Below are 17,411 nucleotides of genomic sequence, written 5' to 3' on the forward strand. Positions count from 1 at the left end.
GACCGCGATGTCCACTTCGACCCGGAACTTCCCCAACCGGCTGGGCATCGACACCCGCGTCTATCTCGGCTCGGCCGAGCTGGCTGCGGTGTGTGCGCTGATGGGCAAGATCCCGACCGTGGCCGAGTACATGGAGCAGGTCAGCGTCGTCAACAAGAAGGCTGCCGACATCTACCGCTACATGAACTTCGACCAGATCCCGGCCTTCCGCGAACTCGCGGATACGGTCGTCGCCTGATCGGGTTCAAGCTTGAGCGAAAAACCCCCGCCGGGAAACCGGCGGGGGTTTTTCTTTGTTGGAAACCATCAACAGAATGGAGGACCAGACGGTCATGAAGCTCTTCCTCGATCTCGACGGAGTCCTGGCCGACTTCGACCGCGGCGTGGAGGCCGTAACGGGGAAGCGGCCGGACCAGTTGCCGGTCCGGCGGATGTGGCAAGCGCTTGCCAAGGCGCCGGACTTCTACGGCACCCTCGAGATGATGCACGACGCCCAGGTGCTGTGGGAATTCTGCGAACCTCATAAGCCGACCATCCTGACCGGTTTGCCGATGGGCGACTGGGCGCCCGATCAGAAGCGGCGCTGGGTCGCCGCGATGCTGGGAGCCCATGTGCCGGTCGTCACCTGCATGACGCGGGACAAGCACCGGTATGCCGGTCCCGGTCATGTGCTGGTCGACGACCGCGCCGGCACCAGGGAAGCATGGGAGAAAGCCGGCGGCATCTTCATCCTCCACACCCAGGCTGTCAGGTCGATCGATGAATTGAAACGGCTCGGCTTCTGATCCGCCGCGATCCTCCCGGCGCCGGTCCGAAAGGGCTGCGCCGGTCCGAAAGGGCTTTGCCGCTCCGCCGCCTCAGGGGTAATGTACCGGCCTATTCTCCGGACCGGTCTGATCCCCCAATCCATGCAGATCTATCTCCCCATCGCCGAAATGTCCGTCAACGGACTGCTCGTCCTCATCATGGGCGGCGTCGTCGGCTTCCTGTCGGGGATGTTCGGCGTCGGCGGCGGGTTCCTGATGACGCCTCTGCTGATCTTCATCGGCGTCCCGCCGGCCATTGCGGTCGGCACCCAGGCGAACCAGCTCGTCGCCGCCAGCGTGTCGGGCGTGCTCGCCCATTGGCGGCGCAAGAACGTCGACGTCAAGCTGGGGCTGGTGATGCTGATCGGGGGCGCCGGGGGAACGGCGCTCGGCGTCTGGATCTTCGGCATCCTCCAGACGCTCGGCCAGATCGACCTCGTCATCGCCTTGTCCTACGTCCTGTTCCTGGGCGGCATCGGCGGACTGATGCTGGTCGAGAGCGTCGGCGCCATGATCCGGGGCCGCAAGCAGGGCGCCCGGCGCAAGCTCCACAAGCACATCTGGCTGCACGGCCTGCCGTTCAAGATGCGGTTCCAGCGCTCCCGCCTGTTCATCAGCGCGCTGCTGCCGGCCGGGATCGGCTTCGTCGGCGGCCTGATGGTCGCCATCATGGGTATCGGCGGCGGCTTCCTGCTGGTGCCGGCGATGATCTATCTGCTCGGCATGCCGACGGCGCTGGTGGCCGGGACCTCGCTGTTCCAGATCATCTTCACCACGGCCATCGCGACCTTCCTCCAGGCAGCGTTGAACAACACCGTCGATGTCATGCTGGCACTGCTCCTGCTGGTGGGCGGCGTCGTCGGCGCCCAGTTCGGCACCAAGGCCAGCGGCTTCCTGCGGGGCGAGCAGGCGCGGGCGCTGCTGGCCCTGCTGGTCGTCGGCGTGGCGCTCCGGCTGGCGGTCGAACTGGTGGTGCCTCCGCCCAACCTTTACTCCATCACCATCCCGGTGGACCGTTGAGACCCTGCCAGAATCCCGGATCGACGCGGAAGCGGGTGATCGTCGCGGCAGCACTCCTGCTGACCGCGGCCGCAATGGCGTTCGCCGGCGCCATCCGTCCCGCCTGGGCGCAGTCCCTGGTGGCCGACCTGTCCAACCACCTGATCGCCATCAACACAGGCTTCGTCGGCACCGAGGTCGTGCTGTTCGGCGCCACCGACGGGCCGGGCGACGTGGCCGTCGTCGTCCAGGGACCGCCGACCGAAGTCATGGTTCGCCGCAAGTCTCGAGTCGCCGGCATCTGGATCAACACCGCCAGCATGGAGTTCCAGCAGGCTCCCAGCTTCTACAGCGTCGCGACCAACCGGCCGCTGGATCAGATCATCGGCGACGCCGTGCTGGCCCGGCACGAGATCGGCCTTGCCCACCTGCGTCTGCCGCCCTTGAATCCCGGCCGTGCGTCGCCCGACCGCGTGCGGGAATTCCGGGAAGCCCTGATCCGCAACAAGCAGGAAGAGGGTCTCTACGGCAAGGCCCATGGCCAGGTGGCTTTCCTTGGCGAAAGGCTGTTCCGCACCAATGTCTACTTCCCGGCCAATGTGCCGACCGGGGCGTATACCGTCAGCGTGTTCCTGATCCGCGACGGCGACGTGGTCAGCGCCCAGACCACGCCGCTGGCCGTCAGCAAGGTGGGCTTCAGCGCCGAGATTTTCGAGTTCGCCATGAGACAATCCACATTTTATGGCATCTCGGCGATAATCTTCGCGGTGGCGGCCGGTTGGCTGGCCGGCGCGATCTTCCGAAAGGTGTGACATGAGCGATTCCGAAACCGCAGTTCCGGCGACGCACCAGCGCATCTTCCTGGTGATAGTCGATGACAGCGAGGAGCTGAACATCGCCCTGACCTATGCCTGCCTGCGTGCCCGCAACAGCGGCGGCCGGGTGGCGCTGCTCTACGTGATCGAGCCGAGCGATTTCCAGCACTGGATCGCTGTCGAGGACATCATGCGGGAGGAGCGCCGGACCGAGGCGGAGCAGATCCTTCAGCGTCACGCCAAGCAGGTCAACGAGATCACCGGCGCCCTGCCGATCCTCTATGTCCGGGAAGGCGAGCGCCGCGACGAGCTGCTGTCCCTGATCAACGAGGAACCGTCGATCTCCATCCTGGTGCTGGCCGCCGGCACCGGGCCGGAAGGCCCCGGCCCTCTTGTCACGCACCTTGCCGGCAAGGGCTTGGGCAAGCTCCGCATCCCCCTGACGCTGGTGCCCGGCAGCCTGAAGCGCGAACAGCTCGACCTGATCTCCTGAGCGCTTGAGGGCTTTCAGGCGAGGCCGAATACCTGGATCGGCTCCTTCAGCCCCTTGACCGGGTGCAGCCCTTCGGACACCAGCCGCTCGGCGCATTGGGCGGCGAAGGCTTCCGATGTCAGGACGGGCCGCATCAGCTCGCTCGACAGGCCCTGGATCCGGCTGACCAGGTTGACCGCCGGGCCGATCACGGTGAAGTCCAATCGGTCCGGTGCCCCGATATTGCCGTACATGACGTCGCCGACATGAAGGGCGATGCCGGCCTTCAGGACCGGCAATCCCCAGGCCTGAAGCTCCCGGTTGCGCAGTTCCATCGCCTTGATGGCGTCGGCCGCCGCGTCCAGCGCGTCGTTGACCTTGGCGCGGACATAGGCATCGCCTTCCTCGCCGTCCGGCAGCGGAAAGATCGCCAGCATCGCATCGCCGATGAACTTCAGGATTTCGCCCTCGCGCGCCTGGACGGCGCCGCCCATGATCTCGAAATAGCCGTTCAGCAGGCCGATCAGGTCGGCCAGCGGCAGCCGGTCGGCAAGGCTGGTGAAGCCGCGCAGATCGCAGTACCACAGCACGGCGCGAAGGGTGGCGCCGGTGCCGCGCCGGATGTCGCCCGACAGGATGCGGGCGCCGGCGTCGCGCCCGACATATGTGTCCAGCACGTTCACCGCCAGCCGGCGCAGCACCATGGTTTCCAGCACGGTGGAGAGAGCCGGCATGACGTCGTAGATCAGGGTGAGCTGCGGGCCGGTGAAACCACCGGCCCGGTCGGACGACCAGCTCGCGACGTTGACCCTGCCGGTCGAGAAGCGCATCGGCATGGCGACATAGTCGGTGCCGCCCTGCTCCTTGAGGTCCTGGAGGATTTGATAGGCATAAGGGGGCTCCAGCTGCTCGATCCGGTACCGCATGGCGTCGGCGCCGGCCTCGACGATGGCGCCGATCGGGCTGTTGAGATATTCCGGCCTCAGCTCCGTCCCGTGCTCCCGCTCGATCTCCTCGACGCCGTCCATGTTGGTGCGCCAGTAGAAGGTGATGCCCCGGATCTGGGGATGGAGCATCCGGATATGCCAGTTCGCCCGGAACAGCGGCACGCCCCCCGCGATAAGCCGGCGGCAGAAGGCTTCCATCAGCGCCGCGATGCTTTCCGCCCGCCGGCCGTCCTCCATCAGCCAGTCGATGGTCTCCGCCTTGGACAGGTCTTCGGACTGGTCATTCGTCATGGCGGTATTGCGGCTCCGGTTGCCGGTGCTGGCAAGCTTGATCTGGGCAAGGCTTGATCTGGCCAAGCCTTGATCTGGCCAAGCCTTGATCTGAGGGGTGATTCTGCCCACTTTCCGTTAAGCTCGCCAGTGATGATGGTGGGAAGGAGAAATACATGTTTATTCAGACCGAGCAGACGCCCAACCCGGCTACCTTGAAGTTCCTGCCCGGACGCGATGTCCTGGGGCATGGCACGGCCGATTTCCCGACGGTGGAGACTGCGGCCCGTTCGCCCCTGGCGCAACGGCTGTTCGAAATCGAAGGAGTCGCCGGCGTCTTCCTCGGAGCGGACTTCGTGACGATCACCAAGGAAGGCGATCGCGACTGGTACCTGCTGAAGCCCTCGATCCTGGGCGTCATCATGGAGCATTTCACCGCCGGCCGCCCCGTCGTCAACGAGACGGCGGTCGACGACAACGCCGCCCACGAGGACGACGACGAGATCGTCGCCCAGATCAAGGAACTGCTGGACACCCGAGTCCGTCCGGCGGTCGCCCAGGACGGCGGCGACATCACGTTCCAGGGCTTCGAGAACGGCATCGTCTACCTGAACATGAAGGGTTCGTGCGCCGGCTGCCCCAGCTCGACCGCGACCCTGAAGGCCGGTATCGAGAACATGCTGCGCCACTACATCCCCGAAGTCGTCGAAGTCCGCCAGAACGCCGCCTGACCTGCCTCGCGTTCGAGAGAAAGCCGGCGGCAAGCGATTGCCGCCGGCTTTTTCTTTAATGGATTAGTGGTGGATGAAGCCGGGTATCGAGTGCGAACGGCTCCTGGGACCTTAATCTATAAGCTCCAGCCGCGACCATATTGACGAAAATCAGGTTCCAGCTATGGGTCGAAACGGCACTGGGAAGCAGAACGAACTTGTGCCGAGCAAGAAGGTCGTCGCCAAAGCTCTGCTGTCCGGCGCTCGGAATGCCTGGGGATAGCCAGTTCGAGTTTGGAATCGATGCCGGATCGACAATATGGACGCTGTCAGGTTCGATTATCGTCAGCCCCGTCAAGACGTGCGGCACCGTATCGAGCGCCTTGAACCCCTTGTGTACTGCAACTTCAAGGATAGCGGTCGCCGGGTCGATCGAGCAGTATACGGCCCGTACCCGTCTGCTGTTCCAACGTCCGCCGACCCTGTAGGCACCTTCGCCGCTATCCCAGGTCCCGCTGAAATTGGCTTGGTCAAGGCGCCATGCCACCAGTTCGCCATTGCCGAGTGACGCCGGAAGAGGCGTCATACATAGACGCCGTATTCAAGCCGCTCCAAAAGGTCCTCGATCATCTCCACGCCGGCAGGTGTTGCGAGAAGGTCGATCGGTCGCCGTTGATCGAGGCCGATGGCAGGACGCTCCAACCATTGCTCCGCTTCCTCCTGCGACCCGAGCACCGCCGTCGCTTTCGCCAGGATCTCGGCAAACTTCCAGGTTCTTCCGCTTTGCTCGGGATTGAGCGGCTTTCCAGAAGTGGCTTTGTGCCGCTGGAGAGTGCGCAGGCTCATGCCGATAGCTTTTTCGATGGAGGCCGGCATGCGGATGACGATAAGGTTGTCCACGAGATGGTTCAGCGCCTTGCCCGGCAGGCCTTCCAGGAGCATTTCGTGAACGTCGAGCTGGTTCTGCAGCGAATGTCCGAAAACCCGTTCGCCGCCAAGCAGGCTCAGGACCTGTGGGTTGAGGCCGCCCACTTCAGTCCCGGATGCTCTCCGTTCCGACACGCTTCCCATGGTCATTCTCCGACAACTGACGCTCTCACTATGACAGGTGTCGCCAAACATCTCAAGTTTAAGCCTGTGGCGATTTCGTCACGGCTCCGGCACGAAGAACTGCATGCCGAACCAGCGCCAGCGGCCTTCGCCGGCGGGGAGGGTGCAGTTGAGGCGGGTGCGGCCGGGCGGAAACTCCTCGGGTATGCGCAGTTCGACCCGGTTGCCGTCCAGACGCTCCAGGCCGGTGCGGCCTTGGCCGGCCACGAAGCAGGCCAGCCGGTCGAGGTCGCCGGTACCGGCCGCCACCGTAAAGCCGATGCTCGGCGGATTCTGGGTAAGCACGGGGTCGGCCGGGGTGATGTCGGCGACCGGCAGCGGCAATGCATTGGCCGCCAGCCGGAAGCGGTCGATCCCGCCGAACGACTCGTTCATGACGAATCGCGGCAGCGCCAGCCGGTCGGAGCGGCCGTGGACGACGCCGGACGATTGGGTGAAGGCGGCGGCGAAGCCTTGCCGCTGCGCCAGTTCGCGGATCGCGGACCCGTAACTGCCGAACGGATAGGCCAGCAGGGTCGGCTTGACGCCCAGTTCCTCCTCCACCCGCTGGACCGCCCGCGCGAGGTCCGAGGCGTTCTGCTGGACCGTCCGCTGGGGCATCGACAGTCCTGCTGCGGGCAGCACGCCTATGGTGACGCCGGAACGGGCGACTTCCCGTACCTGTGCCCACGTCATGTGGCTTTCGGCGCCGTTGTCGATAGGGTCGGGTGCCACGAAGAGGGTGAAGGGCACCCCGGCTGCCTTCAGGCGCGGAAAGGCTTCCGCATAGGCCGAACGATGGGCGTCGTCGATCGTCAGCACCACCGCGCGATCGGGAAGGGGCGTCCCATCGCGCAGTTTCTCCAGCAGGATGGGGAGTGGCAGGACGGTGTGGCCGCCGTCGGCAAGTTCGGCGATGTGGGCGTCGAACTGGTCCAGGGGAATGCTGCCGGGGCCGTACTGGTCCTCGCCGAAGCGGGCGTAGGCGAAGATGACGGCGCCACGCTCGACCTCGTCCACCGAGTTTTCCGCCAGGGCGGAGCCGGCCACGCACTGCATGGCAAGGCCAAGCGCTAAGCCCGGTATGGATCGGGTCAGCCGCCGGAGCGACGGGGTCCCAAGGAACATGTTCAAGCCCATGCGCTTTCCCCAGGCCCTTTTCCTGCAAGCATCCCTTCCACGACGCTAACTTTCGGTGTCCAGAAACCCTTCTGTGACACAAAAAGCCGGATTCGACAAGATTTGCGCGAAGTTTCAGAGAATGCGGCCGCCGGCCGCAGCATCCCACAGCAGAGGATACCGCTTCGGGTCGGGCAATTGGTAGTGCCACCATTCGGACGGGTGGTGGTCCCAACCGGCCGCCGCCATGATGCCGAGCAGCCGGCTGCGATTGGCCTGTGCCGTAGCGTTGATCGCGGTACTGCCGTGATGCGACAGGGCCGTCATGTCGTCGAACGGCGTGCCCATGTCCAGCGGAAGGCCGTCGGCATCGGCCAGGGTCAGGTCCACCGCGACCCCTCGGGCATGGTTCGAACCCTCCCTCGGATCGGCGACGAACTCGGGATCCGGGCAGGCTTCCCAAAGGCGCCACTGCGCTTCGATCGGACGGAACGCGTCATAAACCCGCAGGCGGCAGCCCTGTGCCCCGGCGATACCGGCTGCGGCGCGAAGGGCCGCAGCCGCGTCGGCGTGCAGCAGGCACACCATATTGGTATAGATCGTCCGTCCGGTAATGTTGGCAGGTGTCGCGTAGATCAGGTCGATATCGACATTCGGCAGCGCGATCTCGAGCAAAGGCATGGAAAGTCCTGAATGCTGGGGCAGTCATGAAAGAAGGTTCGAAGGTGTTCAGTAGCATGGTTTGCATAAAGGAACGGTCATGAAGATCCTAGCCCTCGACAGCGCCACCGGAGCCTGCTCGGTCGCCCTGTGGCGCGACGGCGCCATCGTGGCGCAACGCTTCGCCGTCATGGATCGGGGCCAGTCCGAAGTTCTGATTCCGATGGCTCAGGAAGTGCTGGCCGAAGCCGGCGCGGATTTTCCGTCCATCGACGTCTTCGCCGTCACCACCGGCCCGGGAGCGTTCACCGGATTGCGGATCGGATTGGCCGCCGCCAAGGGGATGGCGCTGGCGTCCGGCCGCCCGCTGATCGGAGTCACTACATTCGAGGCGGTCGCCCACGGCGTGCCGGCCGAAGAACGGCGCGGATGCCCGGTACTGGTCGCGGTCGAGTCAAGGCGAGAAGATATTTTCGTCCAATCATTCGATAGCGAGCTTACTGTAGCGGGCGAAGCCCGTTCGGTCCGGCCGGAAGACCTTGCCCTCGCTGGGACGCCTCTACTTGTGGCGGGTGACGGCGCTGCCCGCGTGCGTCTGGCTTTCGAAGCTGCCGCAGGTGCCGTATCCGCCGGCCGGCCCGATGTCAGGTTCGCTTCCGGAGCGGGATTCCCCCATGCCGCCGACGTGGCGCGGATCGTGGCGTTGCGCGGTGCCGGTTCCGGCCTGGAAAAGGCTGCGCCGCCGCAGCCGTTCTACCTGCGGCCGCCCGATGTCACGATGCCCGTGGAAAAACGGCGATGAACCTGCGCCGGGCAAGCCTCGCCGACTGCGAAATCTTGGAATTCCTGCATGGTTCCTGCTTCCCGCACGAGCCGTGGAATGCCGCCGCATTCTCCGGACTGCTGGCCAGCCCGGGCATGTTCGCGCTGATCGCGCCGGCGGACGGGCAGGGCGAACCAGCCGGCTTCGTCCTTGCGCGCGCCATTGCCGGCGAGGCCGAGATCGTCGCCATCGGGGTCGCTCCGGACCGTCGTGGTGCCGGGCTTGGCGCAACGTTGCTGGAAGGCGCGCTGGAACTCTCCCGTATGGCGGGCGCCGAGGCGGTGTTCCTGGAAGTGGCCGAAAACAACAATTGGGCATGCCAATTATATACCGGGCGCGGTTTTATAAAAATTGGCCGCAGGCCTGACTATTACCGACAAAAGGACGCAGCAGTAGCGGCACTGGTCATGAAGTTAGAACTATTCCAATCCTCAATCGATCGTAGTTAACGCTTAGTCACCCAAAGGCGGTAGTCACCCTCGGGAGATGCCGGGATTTCGGGTTCCGGTCCATGCACTTCATGACCCAGTTCTGTCAACGATCTCGGTACGTTTTCCAAGGGTTCCCCAGCGTTCAGGCGGACTTCCAGCGTCTCTCCGGGCGCCATTCGTTCGACACGCAACTTGGTGCGAACAAAGGTTAACGGGCAGACTGCCGTTGTGATATCCAGGAAGTAATCTGCTGACATTGGTAAGGTCAAAATGTCCTCTTCATTTTCAGTAATTCGTTATTGCGTTGCTCGCAGAGAAGACTTATATCGATGCTTGTCGGTCCCCTGGAGCAAAGATAGATGAGCAACGGATCCCCATCTAACGAGCTGTTGTCTCTGACGACAGAGATCGTGGCTGCGCATGTTTCCAACAATACAGTGACGGTTACAGACCTGCCGCAACTCATTGAGCAGGTCTACAGGACCCTTGCCAATGTTGGAGTGGAACCCGCTCCCACGGTGGAACGGCCACAGCCGGCTGTGCCGATCAAAAAGTCGGTTACTCCCGACTATATTATCTGTTTGGAGGATGGTAAGAAACTGAAGATGCTGAAACGGCATCTCAAGACTGCCTACGACATGACGCCCGAAGAATATCGGGACCGCTGGCAGTTGCCGCCCGACTATCCCATGGTCGCCCCCAACTACGCCAAGCAGCGCAGCAAGCTGGCCAAGCAGATCGGTCTTGGGACCCGCGCCCGCCGCGGTGTCGCGTAAATCCACAGGGGATAGGCCAGCCGGTCCCAGGCATGGGACCCGGAATGCTCCATCAGTCCGGAATTCACGAGTACGCCACGAATTCCGGACGGTGCTTGTCTTGGTAATCGCTTGCTCAGATTGAAGCGACGTCTTGCCGCGCCTGTTCCCTTGGGCAAATAAGCCACACTTACTGGTTACATTTAAATGACTCGGTTGACCCGAGACTAGCGCTATGTGGTATGCCTGTTGAACGATGAAACCCTGCAGCCGTCTGACGGTAAATGACGTCTGGCCGGGATTGTGCAACAACCAGGACCGCGAGCGATAGCATGGCCGACCTCATGATCGATCAGCTTGCTCAGGGCGATCTCCGCTCCGGCAATCTGGAAGTGCGACTGGCCGAGTCATCGGCCGAGGTTGATGCAGCCCAGGCGCTGCGTTACCGGGTGTTCTATACGGAAATGGCTGCCCGGCCGAGTGCGGAAATGGCGGCGCGACGCCGCGATTTCGACAGCTTCGATCGGGTCTGCGACCATCTGCTGGTGATCGACCACAATCTGGGCCCGGGTCCGGAAGGTGTCGTCGGGACCTACCGGCTGATCCGCCGCTCGGCCGCGCGTTCGGTCGGGCGCTTCTATTCCAGCGACGAGTACGACATTTCGCCGCTGGTCGAGTTTCCGGGCGAAGTGCTGGAACTGGGGCGCTCCTGCGTCGATGCCGGATACCGCTCCCGGCCCTCCATGCAGCTGCTGTGGCGCGGCATCGCCGCCTATGTCTTCCAGTACGATATCGCGCTGATGTTCGGATGCGCCAGCCTTCCGGGCACCGACCCCGCGGGTTTGGCGCTGCCGCTGTCCTATCTTCATCATTATCACGTTGCACCGGCGAACCTGCGGCCGGTGGCCGTGCCCGAGCGCTACGCCACGATGAACCTGCTCGACAGGGATCAGGTCGATGCCCGGGCGGCGCTGGGCATGCTGCCGCCGCTGATAAAGGGTTATCTGCGTCTTGGCGGTTTCGTCGGCGACGGCGCCGTGATCGACGAGCAGTTCAACACCACCGATGTCTGCATCGTGGTCAAGACGGACCAGATCACCGACAAATACTTCAAGCATTATGAACGCCGCCGGGATATGTCGGCAGCGTGACGGCAGGATCTTGACGATGGGATCCTCTTTCCTTGGCTTGGTCCGCCTCATGGCCTATGCGGCATTTACGGTGCCGCTGATGCCCGTACAGGCCGCTCTGGTGTGGCTCCGGTCTCCCCTGCGCCATCGCCTGCCGCGCGCCTATCACGCGGTCTGCGCGCGCATCCTGGGGTTCCAGGTGGATGTCGCCGGGCACCCCATGGGCGAGGGGCCGACGCTGGTGGTCTCCAACCACTCCTCATACCTGGACATCATCGTCCTGGGATCGCTGATCCGGGGTTCGTTCGTCGCCAAGACGGAGGTCGGCGGATGGCCCTTCTTCGGCCTGCTGGCGAAGCTTCAGCAGACCGTCTTCGTGGACCGCAAGGTCCGGAACGCCGGCGTCCACCGGGACGACATCAAGAGCCGGCTGGAGGCGGGCGATACCCTGATCCTGTTCCCCGAGGGCACCTCGTCGGACGGCAACCGTACGCTCCCGTTCAAGACGGCGCTGTTCAGCGTCGCGTCTCTCAAGGTGAATGGCAGGCCGGTCACGGTCCAGCCGGTGTCGGTGACCGCCGTCGACCTCGACGGCATACCTCTCGGCCGGTCCATGCGGCCCTTCTATGCCTGGTACGGCGATATGGAGCTGGCGCCGCATCTCTGGCAGATGGTCAGGCTCGGCCGCCTGACGATCCGGGTGGAATTTCACGAACCGGTTACTGTCGAACGTTTCGGCAGCCGCAAGGCGCTGGCGGAACACTGCTGGCGCGTCGTCGCCGCCGGAGTCGACCGCGCAGTCGCCGGGCGGCAGCGCCGGGCAGTGGCGCCGCCGCCCGAAGCCCTGGCGGAACTTCCGGTCGCGGACGGCGCGCCGTCATGAAAAACCCGGCATGAGCCGGGTTTTTTCATCGATCGAGCCGTTCCCCGGCAAGTTTACTGGCCGCTCTGCTCCGACAGCCGCTTGGCGTTGGCCGACGCCACTTTGTGGACCGGGATCAATCCTGCATCGGTGACGCGGACCATGGCTTGCGCCAGTTTGGCGGCGGCGGCGGTGGCATTGATCCAGGACGATTGCAGATAGTGCTGCTGTACGCCGAAGATATCGGTCGGGCTCCGGCAGGTCGCCAGCTCGGTGAGCACCTTGGTATTCGTCCTGGCTTGACCGAACGCCCAAGTCGTCCATGTCTCGACCAAGTACTGGGTGCTTTCCATCATGGCGCGCTGCGATTCGACGGCAGCTTCGACTTTCTCGTGGCCCATGAGGGTGAATTCCGGATTCGACATCGCCACGGGGTCGCCGAAAGCCTGGAACATCATCGCCGTGCGGTAGCCGATCGTCTGGACGGAGGCGAGAGCCATTTCCTGGGTTTTCCCGGCAGTCCGGGCAAGGTCTTGTCCGACGCTGACCAAATTGTCGACATTGCGGCGATGGGCGTCGAAGGCATGGGTCGCATTGAAAGGCATTGATTTCACATTTTTACGGCGGACGTGGGGGCATGCGCACACTGCCGGGCGCTGCCTCTGAGAATTCTAACGTACCGCAAATGCCTGGATTGCGCACTCAAAATGCTGCACTGCACAAAAAATGTTTCAGATCCCGGCGCCATCGTTGACGGACTCCGACAACGCCGCCCTGATTTCCCGCACCGCGTCGGAAAAGTTGGCCGTGTCCCGCTCGCGCGGACGCGCCAGATCGACCGGAAAGTCGCGGACGATGCCGGCGGGCTTGCCGCCCAGCAGGACGACCCGGTCGGCCAGATACACCGCCTCGTCGAGGTCATGGGTCACGAACAGCATCGTCGTCCGCGTCTCGCGCCACAGCCGCAGCAACTCGTCCTGGAGCGATTGCCGCGTGATCGCGTCGAGGGCGGAGAACGGTTCGTCCAGCAGCAGCAGGTCGGGGCGCACGGACAAGGCCCGCGCCAGATTGATCCGCTGCCGCTGTCCGCCGGAGAGCTGGTGCGGCCACCGGCCTCCCATCTGCCCGAGCCCGACGAGATCGAGCGTTTCCTGAGCGCGGCCCGTTCGCTCCACCTTCGACAAACCGGTTCCTTCCAGGCCGAAGGAGACGTTCTCCAGCACCCGGCGCCAGGGCAGCAGGCGCGCTTCCTGGAAGACCAGGGCCACCGGACGGCGGCCCTTCTCCGGCTGCATGGGCATATCGACGGTGCCGGCCGCCGGCGCCGTCAGGCCGGACAGCACGCGCAGCAAGGTGGACTTGCCGACGCCCGAAGGTCCCACGACGGCCGTGAAGGAGCCGCGCTCCAAGGCGGCGGTGAAGCCGGCGAGGACGGGAGGCGCCTTGCCATAGGCGATGGCAAGGTCCTTGATATCGACTAGCGTTGCCATCTGAGCAACCGGTCCCTGAGCTGGACGAACAGCGCGTCGGTCAGCCCGTACAGCGCCGCGATCGTGATCATGTAGACGACGACCACTTCGGTCGCCAGCAGGCTGGATGCCTGCATCATGCGCTGGCCCAGGCCCGGCACGCCGAACAGCTCGGCCGCGACCACGGCCATCCAGGCCTGTCCCAGACCGGTGCGCGCTCCGGCCAGGATGCCGGCGGTGGAACCCGGCAGGACGATCTTGAACAGCTTGGCAAGCGTGCCGCGATGCCCGAAGGCGTCCGCTACTTCCAGCAGATCCTTGTCGACCGCCTTGGCGGCGCCGTAGGCGGCGTAGAAGTTGATCCAGAAGACGCCGATGATGATGATGAAGGTGGCGGCCGTCTCGCTGATGCCGAACCAGACGATGGCGAACGGGACCCAGGCCAGACCCGGCACCGGGCGCAGCAGCCGGACCACCCAGGACAGAGCCGCGTCCAGGCCGTCATACAGGGCGGTGGCGATGCCCAGCGCCACGCCGAGCCCCGTTCCCAGCGCCAGACCCAGGGCGTAGTGCCGCAGGCTGGCCAGCACGGCGCTGACCCAGTAACCTGCCTGGATCTCGCGCAGGAAGGCGGCTGGCAGGCCACTGGGCGGCGGCACGAACAGCGGCGAGACGAAGCCGAAGCGTGGCGCCGCCTCCCACAGCAGCAGGAAGGCGATCAGGCCGAGGGCGGCCAGCAGGGTTCTGTGCATTGTCGGCTTGCGTTTCTGACTTGTGCTTGTCGGGCGGGGAATGCTGCGGAGCGTCAGCGTGCCGCCGCCGCCGCCCGGTAAAAGCTGTCGTCGAACAGGGCGTTCAGATCGGCCGCCTTCTCCAGCGTGCCGGCCTGAAGCTGGAAGTCCTGCATGACCTTGGTCGCGTCCTTGATGACCATCGGATCGGCGACGAACTTGCTGGCCGGCGATACCACCGCCTTCTCGAAGGTCGCGAGATCGGTCAGACCCTTGCCCAGGCCCGACTGAAGATGCTTGGCCGCGCGGTCTGGCTCCGCCTTGAGCAGGGTCGTGGCCCGGTCGTGCAGCGACACGATCGTCTTGGCGGCTTGCTCGTTGGCCTTGACGAAGGCGCCGGTCAGCGCCAGCACGGAGCCGGGCTGGTTGGGCAGCATCTCGCCGCCGACCGCCAGAAGCTTGGATTTGGGATCGCGGGCGAGCACGACGGTCAGCGTCGGCTCCCGGATCGTCGCGGCATCGACCGCGCCGGCCAGAAGGGCCTGCTGGGTCGCCTCGATGCCCATCGCGGTGATCTGGTAGGTCGCGGGATCGGCCTTGATCACGTTCTGGAGCCAGTAGCGCAGAACGGTGTCCGGCACCGAGCCGGGCGGCTGGGTGGCGATCTTGAGCGGACGGCCCTGCTTTTCGGCGAAGGCCTTGAAGCCGGCGGCGGTCGCGGCCTGCGGCTGCGCCGCGAAATCGGCGCGGCCGACGAAGGTCATCTCCTCGATCGCGGTGGCGGCGTAGACCTTGACGTCGATGCCCCTGGCGCTCGCCACCATGATCGGACCGATGCCGCCGTAATAGGCGTCGAGCGTGCCGGACGCCAGCGCGCTGATCATCGCCGGCCCGGACTCGAACTGGGTCAGCTTCAGGTTCAGCCCGGCGTCGCGCGCCCAGCCCTCGCCGTCGATCACGAAAAGCTGACCGGCTCCCACCACGGGGATGAACCCGACGCGGACATCGGTGGCGGCGCTGGCCGAAGCGCCCCAGAACAGCACGGTTGCGGCGGCGGCGACCGCGAGGCGGCGCGCTTTGGACAGCAGATGCGACATGAGGGAGGGACTCCTTGCCTTCGATCCAGGCTGCCGGGAGCCTGTAGGCCGTCTATGACCGGGATTTACAGAATAGTCAGGTAAAAGCTGCGGCCCGATGGACCGCAGCCGTATATAAGAGGGATTCGACGGACGTGCAAGCGACTGTGTAAAATGCCGGATTTAACACAGCCGTTCGGGAATGACTTTTCCGGACCCGGTCTTCGGCCTCAGGCGCCCGCCAGCGCCTGCTCCAGATCCTCGATCAGGTCGGCGGGGTCCTCCAGCCCGACGGACAGGCGGACGCTGCCGGGGCTGATGCCGACGGCCGCCCGTTCGGCGTCGGTGAGCCGCTGATGGGTGCTGGTGGCGGGATGGGTGATCAGGCTCTTGCTGTCGCCGAGATTGTTGGAAATCCGGACGATGCGCAGGCCGTTCATCAGCCGGAACGCCTCCGCCTTGCCGCCCGCGACGTCGAAGGCGACCAGCGTGCTGCCGCCCTTCATCTGGCGCTGCGCCAGCTCGTACTGGGGGTGGCTCTTCAGGCCCGGATACAGGGCCTTGGCGATCTTGGCATGCCTTTCCAGGAACTCCGCGACCTGCTGTGCCGACTGGACCTGCGCCGCGATGCGGATGTCCATCGTTTCCAGCCCCTTCAGCAGCAGCCACGCATTGAACGGGCTCAGCGCGGGGCCGGTATGGCGCAGGAAGGGCGCCAGCGTCTCGGCGAACTTGTTGTCGCACAGGATGGCGCCGCCCAGGCTGCGGCCCTGGCCGTCGATGTGCTTGGTGGCCGAATAGACCACGACATCGGCGCCGAACTCCAGCGGGCGCTGAAGGGCAGGGGTCGCGAATACGTTGTCCACCACGACCCGCGCGCCCGCCGCATGGGCCAGTTCGCTGACCAGCGCCAGATCGACCACGTCGAGCATCGGGTTCGACGGCGTTTCCAGGAAGACGATGTTGGCCGGGCGGCTCAGCGCCGCGCGCCACTCGTCGGCGTCGGTGCCGTTGACCAGCGTGGTTTCGATGCCGAACTGCGGCGCGAGGTTCTTGACGATGTGCAGACAGGAGCCGAACAGCGCATGCGGCGCCACGATCCGGTCGCCCGCCTTCAACTGGCTCATCAGCGCCGCGAACACCGCAGCCATGCCGCTGGCGGTGGCGAAGCAGCGCTCGGCGCCCTCGTATGCGGCAAGCCGGTCCTCGAACATGGAGACGGTCGGGTTGCGGAAGCGCGAATAGACGAACCGGGAGCCGTCGTTGGCGAAGGCGGATTCCGCTTCCTCCGCCGTGCCGTAGACGAAGCCGGAAGTCATGAAGATCGCTTCGCAGGTCTCGTCGAAGCCGCTGCGCGCGGTGCCCGCGTGAACCATCCGGGTGCGCGGACGCAGGCTCGCCGGGTTCTTCGGTGAAGTGTTCGGGGTGTTCGTCTTGTCCATTTTCGTCGCCGCTCCACCCGCTTCCGCAGGCTCAAATGAGAATAGCCCCGACCGACAAGGGATCGAGGCGCGGACGCGACTCCAAACCTTTTTAGCAGCTTATTTTACGTGGCCTGCAAGCCGGTCGCCAAATCACCACGTTGGACGCGTTTTTAGCGGCGCGCGGGGCGGGCCGTCAAGGCGGATGTCGAATTTCAGGGCACGGCTTTCCGTGTCCGGCCGATTCAAAACGTTCAGAACGTATTGCGGTAGAGATCGTCGAGGGACAGGCTAAGCCCGACCGAGGCGAGATCGAAGGCGCCCTCGTCGCTGACCTGCTCCACGGTCCAGCCGTCGCGGTCGCGCCGGTACAGTTCGATCCAGCGCCGGTCCTGGGCCACCAGCAGGATTTCCTGGACGGATGCGACGGTCTGGTAGTTCAGCCGCTTCTCACGCTGATCTGTCCGCTCGGTCGAGGGGGACAGCACTTCCACGATCAGGACAGGGTTCGCCATGACGTAAGGGTCCGGCTGGCTCTCGGCGCAACTGGCGACGACATCCGGGTAGTAATAGGCGTTGGCGGCTTCGACACGGACCTTCATGTCGGACACCGCTGCCCAGCATGGCGGTCTCAACGTTTCGTTCAGCTTGGAGCCGATATTCAGCGTGATCCGAGCGTGGGTGCGGCTCGCCCCGACCATGGCGAAGACCTCGCCGTTGACGTATTCGCGCTTCACCTCCGCATCGCGCTCGAGGGCGAGATACTCGTCGGCAGGCAGATAGGTCAGGCGGCGGGCTATGCGCATGACGGCATGATATCAGGAAC

Annotated in this window: 23 protein-coding genes and 1 riboswitch; of the genes, 11 read left to right on the top strand and 12 right to left on the bottom strand. The window is 64.7% G+C overall.

Features of this window, described 5'->3' with window-relative positions; genetic code table 11:
• The 5 genes from AC5JJ6_RS16320 to AC5JJ6_RS16340 form a co-directional block, all read left to right on the top strand.
• The coding region (locus tag AC5JJ6_RS16320; protein WP_496043069.1) for a hypothetical protein at nt 1-238 on the top strand (238 nt) is incomplete at its 5' end.
• A gap of 76 nt (nt 239-314) precedes the next feature.
• Nucleotides 315-785, top strand: coding sequence for a hypothetical protein (locus AC5JJ6_RS16325; protein WP_496043070.1), 471 nt, complete (start codon nt 315-317; stop codon nt 783-785).
• Nucleotides 786-908: 123 nt separating this feature from the next.
• Entirely contained in the window at nt 909-1,826 is a 918-nt protein-coding gene (locus tag AC5JJ6_RS16330) for a sulfite exporter TauE/SafE family protein (RefSeq protein WP_496043071.1), read from the top strand.
• Complete coding sequence (locus AC5JJ6_RS16335) at nt 1,823-2,617, top strand: TIGR02186 family protein (RefSeq protein WP_496043072.1); 795 nt, start codon at nt 1,823-1,825, stop codon at nt 2,615-2,617. The genes AC5JJ6_RS16330 and AC5JJ6_RS16335 overlap by 4 nt, the downstream gene beginning before the upstream one ends.
• 1 nt (nt 2,618) lies before the next feature.
• Complete coding sequence (locus AC5JJ6_RS16340; protein WP_496043073.1) at nt 2,619-3,113, top strand: universal stress protein; 495 nt, start codon at nt 2,619-2,621, stop codon at nt 3,111-3,113.
• A gap of 14 nt (nt 3,114-3,127) precedes the next feature.
• Here AC5JJ6_RS16340 and AC5JJ6_RS16345 read toward each other — a convergent pair whose 3' ends face one another.
• Nucleotides 3,128-4,396: an adenylate/guanylate cyclase domain-containing protein gene (locus tag AC5JJ6_RS16345; protein WP_496043074.1), complete on the bottom strand. Its 1,269-nt coding sequence runs from the start codon at nt 4,394-4,396 to the stop codon at nt 3,128-3,130.
• Between the two features lie 89 nt (nt 4,397-4,485).
• Here AC5JJ6_RS16345 and AC5JJ6_RS16350 point away from each other — a divergent pair, with 89 nt between their 5' ends.
• Nucleotides 4,486-5,040 (top strand): NifU family protein, encoded by a 555-nt coding sequence (locus tag AC5JJ6_RS16350; protein WP_496043075.1) that lies wholly within the window; start codon nt 4,486-4,488, stop codon nt 5,038-5,040.
• Between the two features lie 55 nt (nt 5,041-5,095).
• On the opposite strand, the gene AC5JJ6_RS16355 is transcribed toward AC5JJ6_RS16350, so the two are convergent.
• From AC5JJ6_RS16355 to ddpX, 4 genes are all read right to left on the bottom strand, one after another.
• Entirely contained in the window at nt 5,096-5,605 is a 510-nt protein-coding gene (locus AC5JJ6_RS16355; RefSeq protein WP_496043076.1) for an RES family NAD+ phosphorylase, read from the bottom strand.
• On the bottom strand, nt 5,602-6,051 hold the full coding sequence (parS, locus tag AC5JJ6_RS16360) for a type II RES/Xre toxin-antitoxin system antitoxin (protein ID WP_496043077.1): 450 nt from the start codon (nt 6,049-6,051) through the stop codon (nt 5,602-5,604). Before parS ends, AC5JJ6_RS16355 begins: the two co-directional genes overlap by 4 nt.
• Nucleotides 6,052-6,168: 117 nt before the next feature.
• The gene (locus tag AC5JJ6_RS16365; RefSeq protein ID WP_496043078.1) at nt 6,169-7,248 is read right to left on the bottom strand and encodes a polysaccharide deacetylase family protein; all 1,080 of its coding nucleotides are present in this window, start codon (nt 7,246-7,248) and stop codon (nt 6,169-6,171) included.
• A gap of 114 nt (nt 7,249-7,362) precedes the next feature.
• A complete protein-coding gene (ddpX, locus tag AC5JJ6_RS16370; RefSeq protein WP_496043079.1) occupies nt 7,363-7,908 on the bottom strand; it encodes a D-alanyl-D-alanine dipeptidase in 546 nt (181 codons plus the stop codon).
• 79 nt (nt 7,909-7,987) lie between these two features.
• Here ddpX and tsaB point away from each other — a divergent pair, with 79 nt between their 5' ends.
• Nucleotides 7,988-8,689 carry a tRNA (adenosine(37)-N6)-threonylcarbamoyltransferase complex dimerization subunit type 1 TsaB gene (gene tsaB, locus AC5JJ6_RS16375; protein WP_496043080.1) on the top strand — a complete coding sequence of 234 codons (702 nt, stop codon included), beginning with the start codon at nt 7,988-7,990 and terminating at the stop codon, nt 8,687-8,689.
• Complete coding sequence (locus AC5JJ6_RS16380) at nt 8,686-9,159, top strand: GNAT family N-acetyltransferase (protein ID WP_496043081.1); 474 nt, start codon at nt 8,686-8,688, stop codon at nt 9,157-9,159. The genes tsaB and AC5JJ6_RS16380 overlap by 4 nt, the downstream gene beginning before the upstream one ends.
• On the opposite strand, the gene AC5JJ6_RS16385 is transcribed toward AC5JJ6_RS16380, so the two are convergent.
• On the bottom strand, nt 9,156-9,398 hold the full coding sequence (locus AC5JJ6_RS16385; RefSeq protein WP_496043082.1) for a sulfurtransferase TusA family protein: 243 nt from the start codon (nt 9,396-9,398) through the stop codon (nt 9,156-9,158). The two genes, AC5JJ6_RS16380 and AC5JJ6_RS16385, sit on opposite strands and share 4 nt — an antisense overlap.
• Before the next feature lie 102 nt (nt 9,399-9,500).
• On the opposite strand from AC5JJ6_RS16385, the gene AC5JJ6_RS16390 reads away from it, so the two are divergent.
• From AC5JJ6_RS16390 to AC5JJ6_RS16400, 3 genes are all read left to right on the top strand, one after another.
• Complete coding sequence (locus AC5JJ6_RS16390; RefSeq protein ID WP_044433427.1) at nt 9,501-9,917, top strand: Ros/MucR family transcriptional regulator; 417 nt, start codon at nt 9,501-9,503, stop codon at nt 9,915-9,917.
• Nucleotides 9,918-10,228: 311 nt separating this feature from the next.
• Nucleotides 10,229-11,047 carry a GNAT family N-acetyltransferase gene (locus AC5JJ6_RS16395; protein ID WP_496043083.1) on the top strand — a complete coding sequence of 273 codons (819 nt, stop codon included), beginning with the start codon at nt 10,229-10,231 and terminating at the stop codon, nt 11,045-11,047.
• A 16-nt stretch (nt 11,048-11,063) separates the two neighbouring features.
• Nucleotides 11,064-11,909 (top strand): lysophospholipid acyltransferase family protein, encoded by an 846-nt coding sequence (locus tag AC5JJ6_RS16400; protein WP_496043084.1) that lies wholly within the window; start codon nt 11,064-11,066, stop codon nt 11,907-11,909.
• 53 nt (nt 11,910-11,962) lie between these two features.
• Here the strand turns inward: AC5JJ6_RS16400 and AC5JJ6_RS16405 are convergent, their stop codons facing one another.
• From AC5JJ6_RS16405 to AC5JJ6_RS16430, 6 genes are all read right to left on the bottom strand, one after another.
• Nucleotides 11,963-12,493, bottom strand: a complete 531-nt coding sequence (locus AC5JJ6_RS16405; RefSeq protein WP_496043085.1) for a phasin family protein — start codon at nt 12,491-12,493, stop codon at nt 11,963-11,965.
• Nucleotides 12,494-12,619: 126 nt separating this feature from the next.
• Nucleotides 12,620-13,378 carry an ABC transporter ATP-binding protein gene (locus tag AC5JJ6_RS16410; protein WP_496043086.1) on the bottom strand — a complete coding sequence of 253 codons (759 nt, stop codon included), beginning with the start codon at nt 13,376-13,378 and terminating at the stop codon, nt 12,620-12,622.
• Nucleotides 13,366-14,109 (bottom strand): ABC transporter permease, encoded by a 744-nt coding sequence (locus tag AC5JJ6_RS16415; RefSeq protein WP_496043087.1) that lies wholly within the window; start codon nt 14,107-14,109, stop codon nt 13,366-13,368. Before AC5JJ6_RS16415 ends, AC5JJ6_RS16410 begins: the two co-directional genes overlap by 13 nt.
• A 53-nt stretch (nt 14,110-14,162) precedes the next feature.
• The gene (locus AC5JJ6_RS16420; protein WP_496043088.1) at nt 14,163-15,185 is read right to left on the bottom strand and encodes an ABC transporter substrate-binding protein; all 1,023 of its coding nucleotides are present in this window, start codon (nt 15,183-15,185) and stop codon (nt 14,163-14,165) included.
• A gap of 209 nt (nt 15,186-15,394) precedes the next feature.
• Nucleotides 15,395-16,606: an O-succinylhomoserine sulfhydrylase gene (gene metZ, locus AC5JJ6_RS16425; RefSeq protein WP_496043089.1), complete on the bottom strand. Its 1,212-nt coding sequence runs from the start codon at nt 16,604-16,606 to the stop codon at nt 15,395-15,397.
• Between the two features lie 70 nt (nt 16,607-16,676).
• Nucleotides 16,677-16,755, bottom strand: a riboswitch (SAM riboswitch).
• Between the two features lie 84 nt (nt 16,756-16,839).
• Entirely contained in the window at nt 16,840-17,391 is a 552-nt protein-coding gene (locus AC5JJ6_RS16430; RefSeq protein WP_496043090.1) for a Uma2 family endonuclease, read from the bottom strand.
• Between the last annotated feature and the right edge of the window lie 20 nt (nt 17,392-17,411).

Source organism: Skermanella sp. (assembly GCF_059503625.1).